General features: G+C 66.3%; 17 protein-coding genes and 1 tRNA gene. 9 read left to right on the plus strand and 9 right to left on the minus strand.

Annotated elements, in window-relative coordinates; translation table 11 throughout:
• Positions 1–10 precede the first annotated feature (10 nt).
• Together FHJ30_RS00265 and FHJ30_RS00270 are read right to left on the minus strand one after the other, a co-directional pair.
• The gene (locus FHJ30_RS00265) at positions 11–493 is read right to left on the minus strand and encodes an FHA domain-containing protein (RefSeq protein WP_139027270.1); all 483 of its coding nucleotides are present in this window, start codon (positions 491–493) and stop codon (positions 11–13) included.
• Positions 490–1,233, minus strand: coding sequence for a DUF3662 and FHA domain-containing protein (locus FHJ30_RS00270; RefSeq protein WP_139027271.1), 744 nt, complete (start codon positions 1,231–1,233; stop codon positions 490–492). The genes FHJ30_RS00265 and FHJ30_RS00270 overlap by 4 nt, the downstream gene beginning before the upstream one ends.
• 376 nt (positions 1,234–1,609) lie before the next feature.
• Between FHJ30_RS00270 and FHJ30_RS00275 the strand changes: the two genes are divergently transcribed.
• Positions 1,610–1,692 (plus strand) — tRNA-Leu (locus FHJ30_RS00275).
• A gap of 144 nt (positions 1,693–1,836) precedes the next feature.
• Here the strand turns inward: FHJ30_RS00275 and FHJ30_RS00280 are convergent.
• From FHJ30_RS00280 to FHJ30_RS00290, 3 genes are all read right to left on the minus strand, one after another.
• Entirely contained in the window at positions 1,837–2,535 is a 699-nt protein-coding gene (locus FHJ30_RS00280; RefSeq protein WP_139027272.1) for a FadR/GntR family transcriptional regulator, read from the minus strand.
• Between the two features lie 18 nt (positions 2,536–2,553).
• Positions 2,554–3,687 carry an L-talarate/galactarate dehydratase gene (locus FHJ30_RS00285; RefSeq protein ID WP_139027273.1) on the minus strand — a complete coding sequence of 378 codons (1,134 nt, stop codon included), beginning with the start codon at positions 3,685–3,687 and terminating at the stop codon, positions 2,554–2,556.
• Between the two features lie 396 nt (positions 3,688–4,083).
• Positions 4,084–4,785 (minus strand): TetR/AcrR family transcriptional regulator, encoded by a 702-nt coding sequence (locus FHJ30_RS00290; RefSeq protein ID WP_240793529.1) that lies wholly within the window; start codon positions 4,783–4,785, stop codon positions 4,084–4,086.
• Between the two features lie 138 nt (positions 4,786–4,923).
• Between FHJ30_RS00290 and FHJ30_RS00295 the strand changes: the two genes are divergently transcribed.
• Positions 4,924–6,309, plus strand: coding sequence for an NAD(P)/FAD-dependent oxidoreductase (locus FHJ30_RS00295; protein WP_139027275.1), 1,386 nt, complete (start codon positions 4,924–4,926; stop codon positions 6,307–6,309).
• Between the two features lie 13 nt (positions 6,310–6,322).
• On the opposite strand, the gene FHJ30_RS00300 is transcribed toward FHJ30_RS00295, so the two are convergent.
• Complete coding sequence (locus FHJ30_RS00300) at positions 6,323–8,290, minus strand: glycogen debranching N-terminal domain-containing protein (RefSeq protein WP_139027276.1); 1,968 nt, start codon at positions 8,288–8,290, stop codon at positions 6,323–6,325.
• Between the two features lie 197 nt (positions 8,291–8,487).
• Between FHJ30_RS00300 and FHJ30_RS00305 the strand changes: the two genes are divergently transcribed.
• The 5 genes from FHJ30_RS00305 to FHJ30_RS00325 all read left to right on the plus strand — a co-directional run bounded on the left by FHJ30_RS00305 (position 8,488) and on the right by FHJ30_RS00325 (position 13,328).
• Entirely contained in the window at positions 8,488–9,516 is a 1,029-nt protein-coding gene (locus FHJ30_RS00305; RefSeq protein ID WP_139027277.1) for a LacI family DNA-binding transcriptional regulator, read from the plus strand.
• Between the two features lie 39 nt (positions 9,517–9,555).
• Positions 9,556–10,827 carry an extracellular solute-binding protein gene (locus FHJ30_RS00310; RefSeq protein WP_139027278.1) on the plus strand — a complete coding sequence of 424 codons (1,272 nt, stop codon included), beginning with the start codon at positions 9,556–9,558 and terminating at the stop codon, positions 10,825–10,827.
• Positions 10,828–10,829: 2 nt separating this feature from the next.
• Positions 10,830–11,855 (plus strand): carbohydrate ABC transporter permease, encoded by a 1,026-nt coding sequence (locus FHJ30_RS00315; protein ID WP_139027279.1) that lies wholly within the window; start codon positions 10,830–10,832, stop codon positions 11,853–11,855.
• Complete coding sequence (locus FHJ30_RS00320; RefSeq protein ID WP_139027280.1) at positions 11,852–12,745, plus strand: carbohydrate ABC transporter permease; 894 nt, start codon at positions 11,852–11,854, stop codon at positions 12,743–12,745. The genes FHJ30_RS00315 and FHJ30_RS00320 overlap by 4 nt, the downstream gene beginning before the upstream one ends.
• Positions 12,746–12,845: 100 nt before the next feature.
• Positions 12,846–13,328, plus strand: coding sequence for a pyridoxamine 5'-phosphate oxidase family protein (locus tag FHJ30_RS00325; protein ID WP_139027281.1), 483 nt, complete (start codon positions 12,846–12,848; stop codon positions 13,326–13,328).
• Here FHJ30_RS00325 and FHJ30_RS00330 read toward each other — a convergent pair.
• Both FHJ30_RS00330 and FHJ30_RS00335 read right to left on the minus strand, forming a co-directional pair.
• Positions 13,325–13,933, minus strand: coding sequence for a DUF6919 domain-containing protein (locus FHJ30_RS00330; protein WP_139027282.1), 609 nt, complete (start codon positions 13,931–13,933; stop codon positions 13,325–13,327). The two genes, FHJ30_RS00325 and FHJ30_RS00330, sit on opposite strands and share 4 nt — an antisense overlap.
• A 65-nt stretch (positions 13,934–13,998) precedes the next feature.
• The gene (locus FHJ30_RS00335; protein ID WP_139027283.1) at positions 13,999–14,601 is read right to left on the minus strand and encodes a hypothetical protein; all 603 of its coding nucleotides are present in this window, start codon (positions 14,599–14,601) and stop codon (positions 13,999–14,001) included.
• A 165-nt stretch (positions 14,602–14,766) separates the two neighbouring features.
• Between FHJ30_RS00335 and FHJ30_RS00340 the strand changes: the two genes are divergently transcribed.
• Complete coding sequence (locus FHJ30_RS00340; RefSeq protein ID WP_139027284.1) at positions 14,767–15,147, plus strand: VOC family protein; 381 nt, start codon at positions 14,767–14,769, stop codon at positions 15,145–15,147.
• Positions 15,148–15,240: 93 nt separating this feature from the next.
• Here the strand turns inward: FHJ30_RS00340 and FHJ30_RS00345 are convergent, their stop codons facing one another.
• On the minus strand, positions 15,241–15,645 hold the full coding sequence (locus FHJ30_RS00345) for a DUF5997 family protein (protein WP_139027285.1): 405 nt from the start codon (positions 15,643–15,645) through the stop codon (positions 15,241–15,243).
• On the opposite strand from FHJ30_RS00345, the gene FHJ30_RS00350 reads away from it, so the two are divergent.
• Positions 15,608–16,432: a substrate-binding domain-containing protein gene (locus FHJ30_RS00350; RefSeq protein ID WP_240793530.1), complete on the plus strand. Its 825-nt coding sequence runs from the start codon at positions 15,608–15,610 to the stop codon at positions 16,430–16,432. The genes FHJ30_RS00345 and FHJ30_RS00350 overlap by 38 nt on opposite strands.
• Positions 16,433–16,550 lie beyond the last annotated feature (118 nt).

Genomic DNA, 16,550 nt, shown 5'->3' on the forward strand with positions numbered 1-16,550 from the left:
ACGGCCACGGCTATGGCCTCAATTCGATGACCGTCTTGCCGATTCTCACGGGTACCCCTGGCTCAACCGGCAGGGCACGGGTAAGTTGCTGGTCCGCCAGGTACGTTCCGTTCGTGGACCCCAGGTCCTCGATGAACCAGCGGCTGCCCTGGGGGAACAGCCTGGCGTGGCGGCCGGAGGCGTAGTCGTCCTCCAGGACCAGGGTGGCTTCCTGGGCGCGGCCCAGGAGGATGGGGCTGGCGGCGAGCGGGAGGGTGGTTCCCTTGAGCGGACCTTCGACGACGACCAGTTGGTGCGCCTGCTGCTTCATCGGCTGCGGGGGAGCCTCAGCAAGTTCCGGGTTCCTGCGGACCTGGCGCTGGGTGGGGGCGCCGGAGGCTGCTTTGCGGCCCACCATGAGGTCACGGCGCATGGCCGAGACGATGCTGAAGATCAGCACCCAGAGGAGCAGGAGGAAGCCGAACCGCAGGACGGTGATGGTCAGGTCGCTCATGTGCGGCCACCAGGGCTGGCGGGCAGAAGGCGGAAGATGATTTTTGTCCGTCCCATAGTGATGGTGGAGCCGTCAGTGAGTTCGGTGCTTCCTGACACCTTCTGCCCGTTGACGTAGCTGCCGTTGGTGGAACCCATGTCCACTGCGCTGGTGACCCCGTTGGCAGTGCGGATTTCCAGGTGGCGGCGTGAGACGCCTGTGTCCTCGACGTGGATGTCCGCTTCGGAGGACCTGCCAAGGACGATGGACGGGGCGTTGAGGGAGTAGCGCTGCCCGTCGATGTCCAGAACGGGCTGAAGGCGTACCGGCTGGCGGCTGGGGGCGGCGGGTACGTTGGGGCGCTGCGGCTGGCCGGCGGGGGCGCCCTTGGATTTCTCGGTTGAGGAGACGATCTCGAAATCGCCGGCGCGCAGCTCGGCGTCCCGGCGGAAGGAGATGCGGACTGAACCCTGGAGGGTGTAGCCCTGGCTGCGGACGTGGTTGATGACGACGTCGCAAAGCTCTTCGGCCAGCGGGGTGCCCCATTCCTGGGCCCGCTTGAAGTCGTCCTCGCTGAGTTGCACGTCGAAGACGTTGGGCGCGAGGGTCCGGCCGGCCGCCACCGTCAGTGCTTTGTGGTCCACTTCGCGGCGCAGCCTGCTGGCGATCTCCACGGGTTCAACCTGGGCGCGCGAGCCGGTGGAGAAGACGCCCCGGACAGCCTTTTCAATGCCGCGTTCAACCTTGTCCAGCAGGCCCATGGTCCTTCTCCTTTCCCCCCGGCAGCGGGGCAGTTTCCGTTGCGGAGCTGCACCCGCGGTGCAGCTCACAAGTCAGCGGTGCGCCTGCATGCAGCAGTCACTCCTACATCAGATACTACTGGGCAGGGCTGTGAATGACCTTAATCAGCAACGCCCGGGGGCCTCCGAAAGTTCGGTCCCTTGCCCGGCCCGCCGCGGGCCAGGCTTGGGTTTCAACTGCGGAAAGGGGCCGGAGGCGGCCCGGCTTTTTGCCTCCGGGCGGGGGTCTGCGGAGCCCAATTGGTGTTTTCCGTCCACCTTCCGTTATGCTTGATCTCGCTGCTTTTGCAAGGTAACGGATGCGGGAAACCGGCCGGGGCTTCGTGAAAGAAGTTGCGCGCGAGTGGCGGAACGGCAGACGCGCTGGCTTCAGGTGCCAGTATCCGAAAGGGTGTGGGGGTTCAAATCCCCCCTCGCGCACGCAAATGAAAGAGCTCCGGTCGAGAGACCGGGGCTCTTTTGCTTTAACTCCGCTCACCTGGGCCTATTCGCGATTCCGTGCCTTGAAGGTTCTGGTCCGCAAGCAAGCCTAGGTTCCGGCGGGTTGCCGGGATGCACTCCAGGCTACGGCCGCGCGGAAGCCTTGAACCGGCGTCGTGAGTTGGCCAAATGGCTGCGCATGGCGGCCGCTGCCGCAGCCTCGTCGCCGTCCGCAATGGCATCCGAGATGGAGCGGTGCTCCTGGACCACCTGGTCGAAGTGGTCCCGGGCGTAATGCTCGACGCCGGTCATCAGGCGGGTGCGCGGCATCGCGATCATCGTTTGGCCCAGGGCGGCCAGACAGTCGGAGTAGTAGGGGTTGCCGGAGGCGGCTGCGATGGCGCGGTGGAACTCGAAGTCCGACTTCATGGCGTGGGCCGGGTGGCCGGCGCTGGCCGTGAACTGCTCCAGCGCAGCGGTGACGGCGCGAAGCTGCCGTTCGGTGTGGTTGCGGGCGGCCAGCGCGGCGGCCTCGGTTTCCACCCCCATGCGGAACTCGAGCAGATGGAGGCGGTCCTCCGTGGTGGCCACGGGGCGGGCCCCGGGTGCTGCCTGGGGCCCGTCCGATGGCGGGGTGAGGGCGAAGCTGCCCCGTCCCCGTTCGGTTTCAACAAGACCCTCGGCCTGAAGCCGGGTCAGTGCGGCGCGGACAACGGTCCGGCTGACGCCGAAATCGCTGATGAGGGTGTTTTCGCTGGGGAGCTTTTCACCTGGCTGGATGATGCCGTCGACGATGCGGTTGCGAAGGTCGGCGGCGAGGTCCGCGGTGAGGTTCCGGCTCATGGCTTCAAGGTTACGGCTTTAGGGTTGCGCGCCGAACTCCACGGACTCGGTGGTCCAGGCGCGTGCCTGGTCACTGAGGGTGACGCCGAGGCCGGGGCGGTCCGGGACGATCATCCGGCCGTGCTTGGTTTCGAGGCGCTCGTTGAACAGCGGGTCGAGCCAGTCGAAGTGCTCCACCCAGGGTTCCCGCGGGTAGGCGGTGGCGAGGTGGAGGTGGATTTCCATGGCGAAGTGCGGGGCGAGGCCCAGTCCGCGCTCGTCGGCGAGGGCGGCGAGGCGGAGGAACTGGGTGATGCCGCCGACGCGGGGCGCGTCGGGCTGGATGATGTCGCAGCCGTTGGCGTTGATGAGGCCCTTGTGCTCCGCCACGGAGGCCAGCATTTCGCCGGTGGCGATGGGCGTGTCCAGGACGTTCGCCAGGTGGGCATGGCCTTCGAAGTCGTAGGCATCCAGCGGTTCTTCGATCCAGATGAGGTTGAATTCCTCGAGCTGGCGTCCCATGCGCAGGGCGGTGGCACGGTCCCACTGCTGGTTGGCGTCCACCATCAGCGGGACATCCCCGCCGATGTGTTCGCGGATGCCGGCCACGCGACGGAGGTCTTCCTTGCTGTCCGGCAGGCCTACTTTGATCTTGATGCCGCCGATGCCTTCTTCGAGGGACTGGGTGGCGCGTGCCTTGACCTCCTCAAGGGAGGCGTTGAGGAAGCCGCCGGAGGTGTTGTAAGTCTGCGCGGAGTCGCGGTAGGAGCCGAGGAACTTGGCGAGCGGCAGGCCCGCGCGTTTGGCTTTGAGGTCGTAGAGGGCGATGTCGATGGCGGCGAGGGCCTGGGTGGCGACGCCGGAGCGGCCCACCGAGGCGCCGGCCCAGAGGAGCTTGGTATAGATCTTGGCGATGTCGTTGGGGTCCTCGCCGATGATGCCCTCGGCCACTTCCTTGGCATGGGCGTACTGCGCGGGGCCGCCGGCGCGCTTGGAGTAGCTGAAGCCGACGCCGGTGTGGCCCAGTTCAGTGGTGATCTCGGCGAAGAGGAAGACCACCTCTGTCATGGGCTTCTGCCGGCCGGTGAACACCTTGGCGTCGCTGATGGGTACTGCGAGGGGGAGTCGGGCGGTGGACAGTTTGACGTGCCGGATCAGATCGACGGTACTCATGGATTCTCCTTAGGGCGGCGCCGGGCTCCTTCGCCCGCCCTCTGAGAATACAAGTTGGTAACTTGTATTACAAGTATCGTCCGCTGCTACACCAACGATCCCCGCCCACGATCCGCCTGAAATCACGTGGGGGTGTACTCCGGGCGACGGATGACCTCGTCTCCGGCCATAGTGCGAGGGCCAGGATTGAAGTCATAGAGCGCTGCGAATCAGAGCGGAGTCGTCCATGATCCAGGTCTGTCCATGCCCATGGTGGAAATTCTTGAATGGATTACTGACCGCGGCCTTCCTGCATATCCCGTCCCTGCGATGTGGTGACTCCCGGTACAACGAGCGTAGCCTCGCGCGCCTTCCGGATGCAGAGGCGGACAGGCGGCCCGCCCCCTCTTGCCGCCCTTACCCCCGCAGGGCACCCAGTCCCGAAATCAGCGCCTCCAGCCCCAGCTCGAACGCCACGTCCGCCGGGCGCGCCGCAGCAGAGGAAGCGCTCCGCACCGCAGCCGTGAAGTGCGGCGTCGAGTCCGCCATGGACCCGGAATCAAAGATGTCGGCAGGCGCCGTCACGTCATACGCGGAGCCGAAAATGAACGACTCCAGCGCCACGATTGAGGACACAACGCGATCCTCCGGAAAGCCGGCATCGAGGAACCCCTTGCTCACGGTCTCGTACATCGCCAGCGTCTGCGGCGCGTCCGTCACGGGCAGGACGGCGATGACCGGGATCAGGGGCGTGTGCTCGGCGAAAACGTTCCGGTAGCTCCAGGCCCAGCTGCGCACGGCGTCTTCCCACGGCGCCGAGCCAAAGTCTGACACGTCAACCAGGGACGTGAGGTGGTCCTCCACCAGGAGCAGTACGTCCCGTTTCGAGGCCACATGGTTGTAAAGGGCCGACGGCGCCACGTCCAGTTCCTTGGCCAGGCCCGCCATGGTGAGCCCGTCGTAGCCCTTCCGGCCAATGAGCTCCAGGGCGGCTGCCGTGATCCCGGCCTTGTCCAGGACGGCGGCCGAGGGCCGCCCCGCCTTCCTCTTCTGCGAACCGGGAATCTCCGCGGACGCAGCCTCCGCGGAACGTCCCTGTACAGCTGGTCCTGCCGGCATCAGTGGCCTTTCTCTGGTGGTCTCCAGCATTATTCCATCCGGCCCTTCCGGTCCCGGCCCCCAGCAGCTATAGTTCTAATAAATGAACGTCATTCATTTACCGACCGCCCGAACCGGGGAGGCCGAAGAAAGGACATCATGCTGAACCTGAACCGCGACGTAGTGGTCGTCGGAGCCGGGCCCTCGGGACTCACCGCAGCCCGTGAACTGAAGAAAGCCGGCCTCACCGTTGCCGTGCTGGAGGCGAGAGACCGCGTGGGCGGCCGCACCTGGACCGGCACCATCGACGGCGCCATGCTCGAGATCGGCGGCCAGTGGGTCTCGCCGGACCAGACCGTACTTCTGGACCTCCTCGACGAACTGGGCCTGCAGACGTATCCGCGCTACCGCGAGGGCCAGTCGATGTACATCGGGAAGGACGGCATTCCCGTCCGCTACACCGGCGGCACCTTCCCCGTGGACCCGGACACCGAAGCGGAGATGAACAAGCTCATCGCCCTGCTGGACGGCCTCGCCGCCGAGATCGGCCCCAGCGAACCCTGGGCCCACCCGAAGGCGCGTGAGCTGGACACCATCTCCTTCCACCACTGGCTGCGCAAGCACTCCACCAATGAGGAAGCCTGCAACAACATCGGCCTCTTCATCGCCGGCGGGATGCTCACCAAGCCCGCCCACGCCTTCTCCGCCCTCCAGGCCGTCCTGATGGCCGCCTCCGCCGGCTCCTTCACCCACCTCACGGACGAGGACTTCATCCTGGACCGCCGGGTTGTGGGCGGGATGCAACAGGTATCCCTGCTGCTCGCGCAGGAGATGGGGGACGACGTCGTGCTTGACTCCCCGGTGCGCACCATCAACTGGGAGCCGGACGCCGACGGCGGGCACCGCGTCACCGTCGAATCCGAGCGGGCCACGGTCAACGCCCGGTTCGTCATCATGGCCGTTCCGCCCAACCTCTACTCCCGCGTCTCGTTCAACCCGCCGCTGCCGCGCCGCCAGCACCAGATGCACCAGCACCAGTCGCTTGGTCTCGTCATCAAGGTCCACGCTGTCTATGGCCGCCCGTTCTGGCGGAATTCCGGCCTCTCCGGCACCTGCTTCGGCGCCGGCTCCTTGGTCCAGGAGGTCTACGACAACACCAACTTCGGCGACACCCGGGGCACCCTGGTGGGCTTCGTCTCCGATGAAAAGGCCGACGCCGTCTTCGAGTTGGGTGCCGACGACCGCAAGAAGGCCATTCTGGAATCCATCGCCGGGTTCCTGGGCGCCGAGGCGCTCGAGCCCGAGGTGTACTACGAATCCGACTGGGGCTCGGAGGAATGGACCCGCGGTGCCTACGCGTCCAGCTACGACCTCGGCGGACTCCACCGCTACGGCAAGGACCAGCACGTCCCGGTGGGTCCCATCTATTGGTCATCCTCCGACCTCGCCGCCGAAGGCTACCAGCACGTGGACGGCGCCATCAGGATGGGCCTCCGCACCGCTGCCAGCATCTGCGAAGCGGCACGGGTGGCCGTTCCCGCCTGAGCCAGGGCGGCCCTCACACCATGGCTGGCTCCAATGGAACGTCTGCCACGGTGCTGTCGAAGGCCTCGGGGTCCAGATACCCCAGCGCCCGGGCAACCGGGACGGCGGAAGCCGCAGCCCAGGCCTGGGGGCGGCAGGAGGCAGGGTACGGAACCGGGGGCCACGTGTCCGCGGCGCCGTGGCCGGCAAATAGCTCGGGAAGGCGCCAGTTGAATCCCTGTGCCGCCCGGAGCAGCCCGCCCGCCAGCTTGCGCGCCTCCTCGAAATATCCCTCGGCCAGCAGGCCGCTGAGGATCATCGCGCTGTCGTGCGTCCACACCGACCCCGCGTGGTACCTGGTGGGCCAGTAGGCGGCGTTGGTGGTGGAGATGGTCCGGATGCCGTACCCGGAGTACATGGACGGGTCCATCAGTCGGCGGACCACGATGTCCGTTTCCTCGGCATCCAGGATTCCGGTCCCCAGCAGGTGCCCCATATTGCTGGCGATACCGTCCACCGGGTTCTTTGCCGCGTCCAGTGCAATCGCCGGATACCGCCCGCTTTCGTCTTCGCACCAGAACTTTGCCCGAAAGCGTTCGCTCATTGCCTCCGCATACGTGCGCCATTCCACCGCCTCGGCAATGTCCTCGCCTTCCCCGAAGGCCTCCAGCAGGTCGGCGCCGGCGAGGGCAGCCGCGTATGCGTACCCCTGCACCTCACACAGTGCGATAGAGCCCTCCGCCAGGCTGCCGTTGTGCCATCGGATGGAGTCGCCGCTGTCCTTCCATCCCTGGTTGGCCAGTCCGTGGCCCGAGGTATCCAGGTATTCCAGGAAGCCGTCGCCGTCCGAGTCGGCGTGGTCCCGGAGCCAGCCAAGCGCGCGCACCAGGTGCGGCATCAGGTCCCGCACCTCGTCCTCCGGCATGCCTGCCTGCCACGCCTCGTGCAGCAACATGATCCACAGCGGGGTGGCATCGATCGTTCCGTAATAGACCGGCGGGAGGGAAACCTTGCCGTCCAGGGTGACGGTATTGGTGACGCGCCGGACCTCATGCAGGATCTTGCCCGGCTGTTCGGCAGTGGCGGTATCCGCCTGGACACCCTGGCGCTGCGCCAGTGCCCGGAGCGTACCGGCTGCGAGGGTTGTGTCGATGGGGAGCAGCATGCGTGCGGCAATCAGGGAATCACGGCCGAACATGGTGAAGAACCAGGGGGCACCGGCGGCCAGGAACGTGTCATCCGGCGATTCCCGGTCAGCCATCCGCAGGCCATTGAGGTCGCTGACGGCGTGGTGCAGCAACCGGGCGATGTCGGCACTGCCGTGGTCCTGTGGTGCCTCCTCCGCCGGCCCGGACAGCTCCGGTACTGCCAGCCCGCGAGTGCGCGGCGCGATCATGGGAGCGGCAGAATCATGGGCTTCCAGGCGCCACGAGACCTCGGTGCTGCCGCCGGCAGGCACGGTGACCAGCCACGTTGCGGTGACTTCGGCCTTGTCCGCGTGGAGAGTGGGGGAGCCGGTGAATGCCAGCTGCAGGTGCGTATGTCCGTCCCGCCACTGCCATCCGTCCGTGCGGACCTGCGGCAGGTCCGTCGAGTACTGCCCCTGTTTGATCTTTTCCAAAGGAGTGTTATCGGAGGTCATGCGGATCTCGACGGCAAACGTAGCCGGGCTGGACAGGGCGGAGACGATCTCGATCGACTCGCTGACGCCGGCCCCGTCCGCCGAACGCGTCCGGCGCAGCGACACCAGCGGGTCCGCGATGCTGGGGTCCGTGCGGATGAAGCTCAGGTAACCCACCGTGTCCGCCCCGTGGGTCTGGGTTGAAACCCACCGGGGCTCCACGCCCTCAACGGTCAGCAGGACGGCGGAGACGACGCGCTCATCGGAGCAGTAGATGCCCTGGGCCTCGGTGCCCCTGATCTGGCCGTCCGCCTCGGACCAGGCCTGCACTGGTGCGGCAAAGACTCCGGACAGATCGTGCATGAAGGGCTGATGGGTCACGGGGAAGCTCCTGGAAGGGTGGGAGGCGGCCTGAAATTTGATCGTTCAAAAAGTTTCGCTGGCAGGCACGCGCAAAAGATTGACAGGGGATTTGAACGTTCATATTGTTTATGACATCAGCAGAGATTGCAACATCCCCCGGCACGCTTTCCCACAAGGACCCAGAAGCCGGGGACAGAACTCAAAGGAGATCGGCTATGGCGTCACGGGTGACTATTGTGGACCTCGCCAACCAGCTCGGGGTTTCCCGGCAAACGATCTCCAACGTGTTGAACGCCCCGCACCGGGTCAAGGAAGAGACGCGCATCCGGGTGGCCAGGGCCATCGAGGAAAGCGGCTACCGGCCCAACGCTGCTGCCCGCCAGTTGCGCAACCATGTGTCCAAAAACGTGGGCATGCGGCTGCAGCCGGCAGGCAACGGCATCAGCGGTACGGTGCTGACGGGCTTCCTGTACGGGCTGACCGAGGCTGCCCACAGCCACGGCTACCGCGTGACCCTCTACTGTGCGGACTCGGACGAGGAGGAGATCAGCCGCTACGAGGAACTGGTCACCGAGGCGGACCTGGACGGCTTCATCCTCACAGCCACCCACCACGGTGACCAGCGGGCCGCCTGGCTTGCCCAGCGGGGTATTCCGTTTGTCGCATTCGGGCGGCCCTGGGATTCAGGCCGGGATGTGTCCGACGCCGGGCATTCGTGGGTCGATGTCGACGGCCGCAGCGGGACACGCGAAGCCACGGAACACCTCATTGCCGCCGGGCACCGGAGGATCGGCTACATCGGCTGGCCGAACGGTTCCGGTGTGGGCGGGGACCGGCGCGCCGGGTGGCTCGAGGCGATGACGGCCCATTTCGGCACGGAAGACCCCGCACCGCTCATCTACGCAGGCGAGGACACCGCAGCCAGCGGTTCCTCGGGTGCAGCCACCCTGCTGGGCAAGGGAGCCACCGCCTTCGTCTGCGCCAGCGACAGCCTTGCCCTGGGCGCCAGCGCCTACCTGCGGCAGTCGGACCAGCCCGCCCTGGCCTCGGCGGTGGTCGGCTTCGACAACACCCCCGTGGCCGCCGCCGTCGGACTTTCCAGCGTGTCCCAGCCTGTGGAATCCGCGGCTGCCGAAGTCATGCGGCTGCTGCTTGGCCACCTGAACAGCGCGACGGCAGAACCGCAGCACGTGCTGCTGCGCCCCAGGCTTGAACTCCGGGACCTCCAACCGTTCAACCACTAGCTTTTCCAGCCACAACAACCCCCAACTAAGGATCAGACAATGATGACTGCACTACACCCTGCCCAAAAACAGAAGGCATCCCGCATCCTGGCCGGCGCCGTGACCGCCCTTGCCACCCTCGCGCTGGTTGGCTGCGGCTCAGGTTTCAGCGCCGGCGGGACGGACCGTTCGGAAGCGCCTGACGCTGGCGGCCCGCTGAACGTCCTCATTGCCTCCTCCGGGGAAGCGGAATCCACCGCCGTGAAAACGGCTGTGGCTGACTGGGCCGCCGGCGCCGGAAAGGAAGCCACGGTCAACGTCGCCTCCGACCTGCCGCAGCAGCTCAGCCAGGGCTTCGCCTCCGGCAAACCGGCCGACGTCTTCTACGTCTCAGCGGACCAGCTGGCCAACTACGCGGGCAACGGCTCGCTCGAGCCGTACGGGGATGACCTGGCCAACAAGGGCGATTTCTATCCGGCCCTGACCGAGGCCTTCACCTACGACGGGAAGCTCTACTGCGCACCCAAGGACTTTTCCACGCTGGGGCTGGTCATTAACCAGGACCTGTGGAAGCAGGCCGGGCTGACCGAAGCGGATGTGCCAAAGACGTGGGAGCAGCTCGAAGCCGCAGCCACCAAATTGACCCAGGGCGGCACCGTGGGCCTGGCCTTCGGCCCCGAGTACCAGCGCGTGGGCGCCTTCTTTGCACAGGCCGGCGGCGGCCTGGCCAAGGATGGCAAAGCCAGTGCCAACAGCGAAGAGAATGTGGAAGCGTTGGGCTTCGTCAAGAAGATGATGAACGACGGCGTTGCCAAGTTCAGCTCCGACCTTGGCGCAGGCTGGGGCGGCGAGGCCTTCGGCAAGGGCCAGGCCGCCATGGTGATCGAGGGCAACTGGATCCAGGGTGCCCTGGACAAGGACTACCCAGCCGTCAACTATCAGGTGGCTGAACTGCCCGAGGGCCCTGGCGGCAAGGGGACCCTGACCTTCACCAACTGCTGGGGCATCGCAGCGGACAGCAAGAACAAGGACGCTGCCCGCAAGCTCGTGGAGCAGTTGACCAGCAAGGAAAACCAGCTGGCGTTCTCCCAGGCCTTCGGCGTGATGCCGTCCATCAAGTCCGCCCGCGCGGAGTGGACCGCGGCTTTCCCGGCGCTGGCACCCTTCATGGCAGGTGCAGACTACGCCCAGACCACCCCCTTGCAGCAGGGTGCGGCTGATGTCCTGGCGGACTTCAACGCCCAGCTCGAGCAGCTGAAGGACAAGGAGCCCAAGGCCATCCTCGACTCCACCCAGGGTTCGCTGGAGCCTGTCCTTGAGGGGGCAAAGTAGCGGTGGCGGCCCGTGCAGCAGGAATCCACGGCAGGCAGGCGCTGGCCGGCTGGATCTTTGTGGCGCCCGTGGTGCTGATCCTTGGCCTGTTCCTTCTGGTCCCCGTGGTGATGGCCGCCTGGGTCAGCGTCTCCGACTGGACCGGACGGGGCAGCCCCTTCGGCCCGAACGTGGGTTTCGTGGGGGCGGAGAACTACCAGGCCATCATTGCCGGCGGCGGACTCGCGGAAAAGGACTTCGGAACGGCGCTGCGCAACAACGCCTATTACGTCCTGCTGGTGGTGCCACTGCAGACGGCCATGAGCCTGTTCCTGGCCGTGCTGGTCAACCGGCAGGTACTGCGGGGCCGCGGCTTGTTCCGGACGGCCTTCTATTTTCCGTCCGTTACCAGTTCGGTGGCCATCACGGTGCTGTGGCTGTTCCTCTTCAGTGCAACGGGCGTGGTCAACAAGGTGCTCAGTTTCGTGGGCGTCCAGGGGCCAAACTGGTTCCAGGATCCCCGCGGGGTGCTGCACCTGCTGCTCTCCGCCGTCGGCATTGCGGGGCCCGCCGCCACCGGCTGGCAGTTCCTGGGCATCGGCTGGTGGGAGTGGTTGTCCGGGCCGTCCGTTGCGATGTCGGCCTTCATCCTGATGGCGGTCTTCACAACATCCGGAACCTTTATGCTGCTGTTCATCGCGGCGCTGCAGGGACTGGGATCCGAAGTCCAGGAAGCAGCGCTGGTGGACGGAGCAACCGGCTGGCAACGGTTCTGGTTTGTTACCCTGCCCATGCTCAAGCCCACGCTGTTCACGGTCCTCACCCTGGGCCTGATCGGCTGCTGGCAGGTCTTCGACCAGATCTACGTGGGAACCCAGGGCGGCCCTTCCAAAACAACGCTCACCCCCGCATACCTCAGCTTCAATTCAGCGTTCAACAACCAGCAGTGGGGCCAGGGCGCGGCCATCAGCTTCATCCTCTTTGGCATCATCGTGGTCTTCGCGCTGGTCCAGCGCTGGCTGCTGCGGGATAAGGACAGTGCACGATGAGTATCCAGACCCGGCCCAGGCCGGACATTCGCAGCACGACGCCGGCACCCGCCGTACGTGCCCGCCACCGCTTCACAGGTGGCTGGGTAGCCTACGGGCTGCTTGTGGCCCTGGCACTGGCGTACACCTTTCCGTTCCTGGTCCAGCTGGCCACCAGCTTCAAGACCGAGCCGGAGGCTGCGGCGAACCCGCTTGGCCTGCTGCCGTCCACCTGGTCCGGGGCCGCCTACACCGCGCTGTTCGCCAATTCCGACTTCCCGTCGTGGACCATGAACTCGCTGATCGTCACCGTCCTGGTCACCGCAGGCCGGGTGTTCTTCGATTCCCTGGCGGGCTATGCCCTTGCCCGGCTGCAGTTCCGGGGCCGTGCCACGGTGTTCGCCATCCTGGTGGGCGTCATGGCGGTGCCGGGGGTAGTCCTGCTGATCCCCAAATTCCTGGTGCTCAACCAGCTGGGCATGTACGACTCCTACTCAGGCATGGTCCTGCCCCTCCTGGCGGACGCCGCGGGGGTGTTCATCATGAAGAACTTCTTTGAATCGGTTCCGGCTTCCACCGAGGAGCAGGCCAGGATCGACGGTGCCGGGGTATTCAGGACCTTCTGGTCCATCGTGCTGCCCATGTCCATGCCCGCGCTGATGACCATCGTGATCCTGAGCTTCCAGGGTTCCTGGAACGAGCTCAACCACTTCATCGTCTCCACCCAAAGCCCGGAGCTGACCACCCTGACCAAGGGCGTGGCACAGCTCGCATCCGGGCAGCTGAGCCAGGGAACCCAGTATCCGCTCAAACTTGCGGCGGCCCTGCTGATGACCGTGCCGGTGGCGATCGTGTTCTTCATCTTCCAGAAGCGGATCATGAACAGCACCGCCGGGGCGGTAAAGGAATAGGCGGCCCCTTCCCCGGTGCCGGACCGGCTGGAATATAAGCATGCTTACCAATAGGCTGGCGATGGGGAGCGTCCCCGCAAGCAGACGAACGAGGTGAGACATGACTGACACCGGGAGCATCAGCAAGGTTACGGACATCATCAACCATTCCCACATCGGAATGTTGACCACCATCAACGAAGAAGGCGCGCTGGTCAGCCGGCCGCTGGCCGTCCAGGAAGTTAAGGACGACGGCGCCATGTGGTTCTTCACGGGCCTCAGCACCTCACAGGTTGCGCACGTCCGGGCCGACCCGCGCGTGAACGTTTCCTTCGGCAAGAACACCGAGTGGGTTTCCGTCGCGGGCACCGCCGAGGTGGTGACGGACCGGGACAGGATCCGTGAAATGTGGAACCAGGCAGTGGAGGCCTGGTTCCCGGACGGCCCGGACACCCCCGAGGTGTGCCTGCTCCGCATCGACTCCGACTCCGCCGAGTACTGGACCAGCCCCGGCGGAACGGCCGCCACGGTGTTCCAGTGGGTGAAGTCCAAGGTCACCAACAGCCGGATGAGCGTCGGCGAGAGCGGCACCGTGGAGCTTTAGCCCAGCTCCACACCCTGCAGCGCGGCGAGGACCTCCGGCAGCAGGAGGTCATTCCGTCCCCACACGGGATCGAAGACCTCCACGTACCAGGAGTCGGAGAGCAGCAGGGCCAGGGCTTCGTTGGTTTCGTCCGCCCAGTCCTGTACCTGCTCCTCCGCCACGGGATTTTCGCTTGACCCGAGCACGGTGGTGACCTCTGTCCCTGCCAGGGTCACCGGTATCGCCGCGTTGCTGGCTTCCCCGGGCGCATGCGCAACTGTCACCAGCTCCGTGCGGGTGGAGAGCGCGAGCAGGGCTGTGGCAGCCGCGGGGGAGCAGAACCCGGTCACATACTCGCGCTGCGCCGCCGGTCCGGTCCTGATGCCGGGCTGGGACTCCTTGGTGAAAAGCCCGTTGCGGTTGAGCTCGGCAAGGGCCGCGGCAAGGGGCCGGGTTTCGTCGTCGAAGCCGGGGGCGAAGGTGCCCGGCTGGTACTGGCTGGCCCCCTCCAGCCACCGGGCGGTCAATTCGCCCGCGGCCGCGAGCGTGGTGGCCTGCCGCCAGTCCCCACGGTCTTCCAGTAGCCGGCCGAACTGGTCACGGGTTGGCAATTCCTGAGGATCCATCCTCGGATGCTATCGCCGCTGCGCACGCCGTTCCACGGCAGCGACACAACGGGTAACGTCCTGCCCTATGCCTGCTCCGCCGGAATGCCTGCCGCCCGCTCCGCGGCCGCGAGGGTGGCACCGAGGCTGGTGACGGCGTCGGGGTACCCCTGGTGGGGGACTACGCGCAGCGCCTCAGCCTGGCGCATGGCCTTGATGAGGGCCGAGGTTTCCGGTGTCCGGACGTCGGTCAGCGCCGGGTAATCGATCGTGCAGGCCGGATCCAGCTCGTACCGGCGCCAACGCGCGATCAGCTCATCGTGGCGCGCCTGCGCATCCTGATGCGCCGCCGCCTGCTGCACGGACGCGCGCCGGCCGCTGCGCCACGCCAGGTACCGCGGGCTGCCCCTGTATGCAGCCACACCGGCAGCCACCCCCGCGCCGCCAAGGAAGAGTCCTGCCCATGGCGAGATGAACGCCGGGATCAACAGGGCGGGAACAGCCACGGATGAGCCAAGGAACAGATCCCAGAAAAGCTGGTCCTGCCGCTCTGCTGTCTCGTTACCTGCGGCGAGAGCACGGCGCCGGATGACAAAGACTGTGGCCGCCACGCTGGCCACCAGCACCAGGCCGCACAAAACCACCGCGCCTGCTCCCTGCAGCAGGCCCTGCACTGCGGCTTCCACCATGTCTGGCACCTTGCACCTCCGGCATTGAAGGCCCGGGCAAACAGCCCGGGTGGTCCTTCCATTCCAACGTTTTCCGGCCCCCCGGTCAATGGCCCGGGGCGCGGGGTTCCGTGCGACCGCCGGAAGTCCCTTCTGCCCGGGGGCAGGGCACCGTACCGTGGGACCATGAGACTCAAAATGTGCAGCATCCATGTCAAGGACCCGGCCGCCGCCCACGCTTTCTACACAGGGACCCTGGGTTTCGAGACACTGATGGCCATGCCGGAGTACAACCTGTACATCATCAAGGACCCCGGCGCGGACAACGGGTCCGTAGGGCTGCTGCTGGAGCCCAGCGACAACCCGATCGGGGCCACGTACATGAATGCCGTGCACGACGCCGGGCTCCCGGCCATCGTGTTCGGCGTCCCGGATGTGCAGGCTGAGTACGAGCGACTGGTGGCCGCCGGGGTCAGCTTCAAGAGCGGGCCCACGGAGGACCCTTCCGGGATCAGCGCCGTGTTCGACGACGGCTGCGGCAACTTCGTCCAACTGCACCAGGACTGAGCTTCCAGGGAAACAACCGGGGACTAACAGAGGCTTGTCCGCGGATCCGGACCATCAAGGTTCGGATCCGCGAACAAGCCTGGGTTCAGGCGGCTATTCCGCCTTGGCGCGGGCCTTCTTGGCTTCCTTCTTGGCCGATTCTTCCTTCACGCGCTGGGCCTCGGCGCGGACGGCGGCATGCGTGGCGCGCTCGCTGACCAGCCACTGCGGGGGAGCCTGCAGCAGCGCGGTGATTTCCGCCGTCGTCAGCGCTTCCTCAACGCCGCCGCGGGCCAGCCCGCTGATGGAAACGTTCAGCTTTTGCGCCACCACCGGGCGGGGGTGGGGGCCGTTGCGGCGCAGCTCGGCGAGCCACTCCGGCGGGTTGGCCTGGAGCTCGGCGAACTCGGCCCGCGTGATGGTTGAATCCTGGAACTCCTGCGGCGTTGCGGGCAGATAGATGCCAAGTTTCTTGGCAACGGTGGCCGGCTTCATGGACTGGGAGTTAGCAGAGGTCATGCTTCAAGGGTATCCGGGCGGACGGTACTGTGAAGACGTGCCCTCCGACAACATCCCCCCAAGCCCTGCCCCCGCCGAATCTCCGGAGCAGGAGGCACCCCGCGTGCTCCGGTTCGCCTACGTGGCAGGCGTGACGCCCGGGAAGTGGATCCGCCGCTGGGAAGAGCGCGTGCTGGATATCCCGCTGGAGTCGTTTATGTCCGACGACGGCGCGCAGGTTTCCGTGCTCCGTGACGGTTCGGCGGACCTCAGCTTCGTCCGGCTTCCGGTGGAGCGCGAGGGCCTCAACGTCATTCCGCTCTATGAGGAGCAGCCGGTGGTGGTGGCGGCCAAGGGCCACGAGATTTCGGTTTTCGAGGAAGTGGCCCTTGCCGACCTGGGCGAAGAAACCTTCCTGGACGTCGCGGAAATGGGCGGACCCGAAGCTGCCCTGCAGGTGGTGGCCTCCGGGGCGGGCCTGGTGATCCTGCCGATGTCCGTTGCCCGGCATTTCAACGTCAGGGACACTGTGGCCCGGCGGCTGACAGGCGCTCCAGGAACGGAAATCGCCCTGGTGTGGCCCGCGGATTCCACGGACGAAGTGATCGAGGAATTCATCGGGATCGTGCGCGGGCGGACCGCCCAAAGCTCCCGCCAGCCCTCGGCCCAGCCGGTCAAGGCGAAGAAGGAACCCAAGCCGGACCGGCGCGGCACCGGAGCCAAGAAGGCGCCCAAGGTAGCCCAGCGGTACGCGCCCAACCCGGACAAGGGCCGTGGCAAAGGCTCCCGGAAGAAGGGCAAGCGCTAGCCTGGTTGGCCCTATGGGCAGGGCCTGACCGGCGCCTGCCGTGCGGGCAGTACCGACAGCGTTAACGGCAACAGGCCGGCTCCGAGAGGAGCCGGCCTGTTTTCCTATCCAGACAATT

Origin of the sequence: Arthrobacter sp. BB-1 (assembly GCF_006151685.1) — a bacterium.
In the GTDB taxonomy this organism is placed as follows: domain Bacteria; phylum Actinomycetota; class Actinomycetes; order Actinomycetales; family Micrococcaceae; genus Arthrobacter.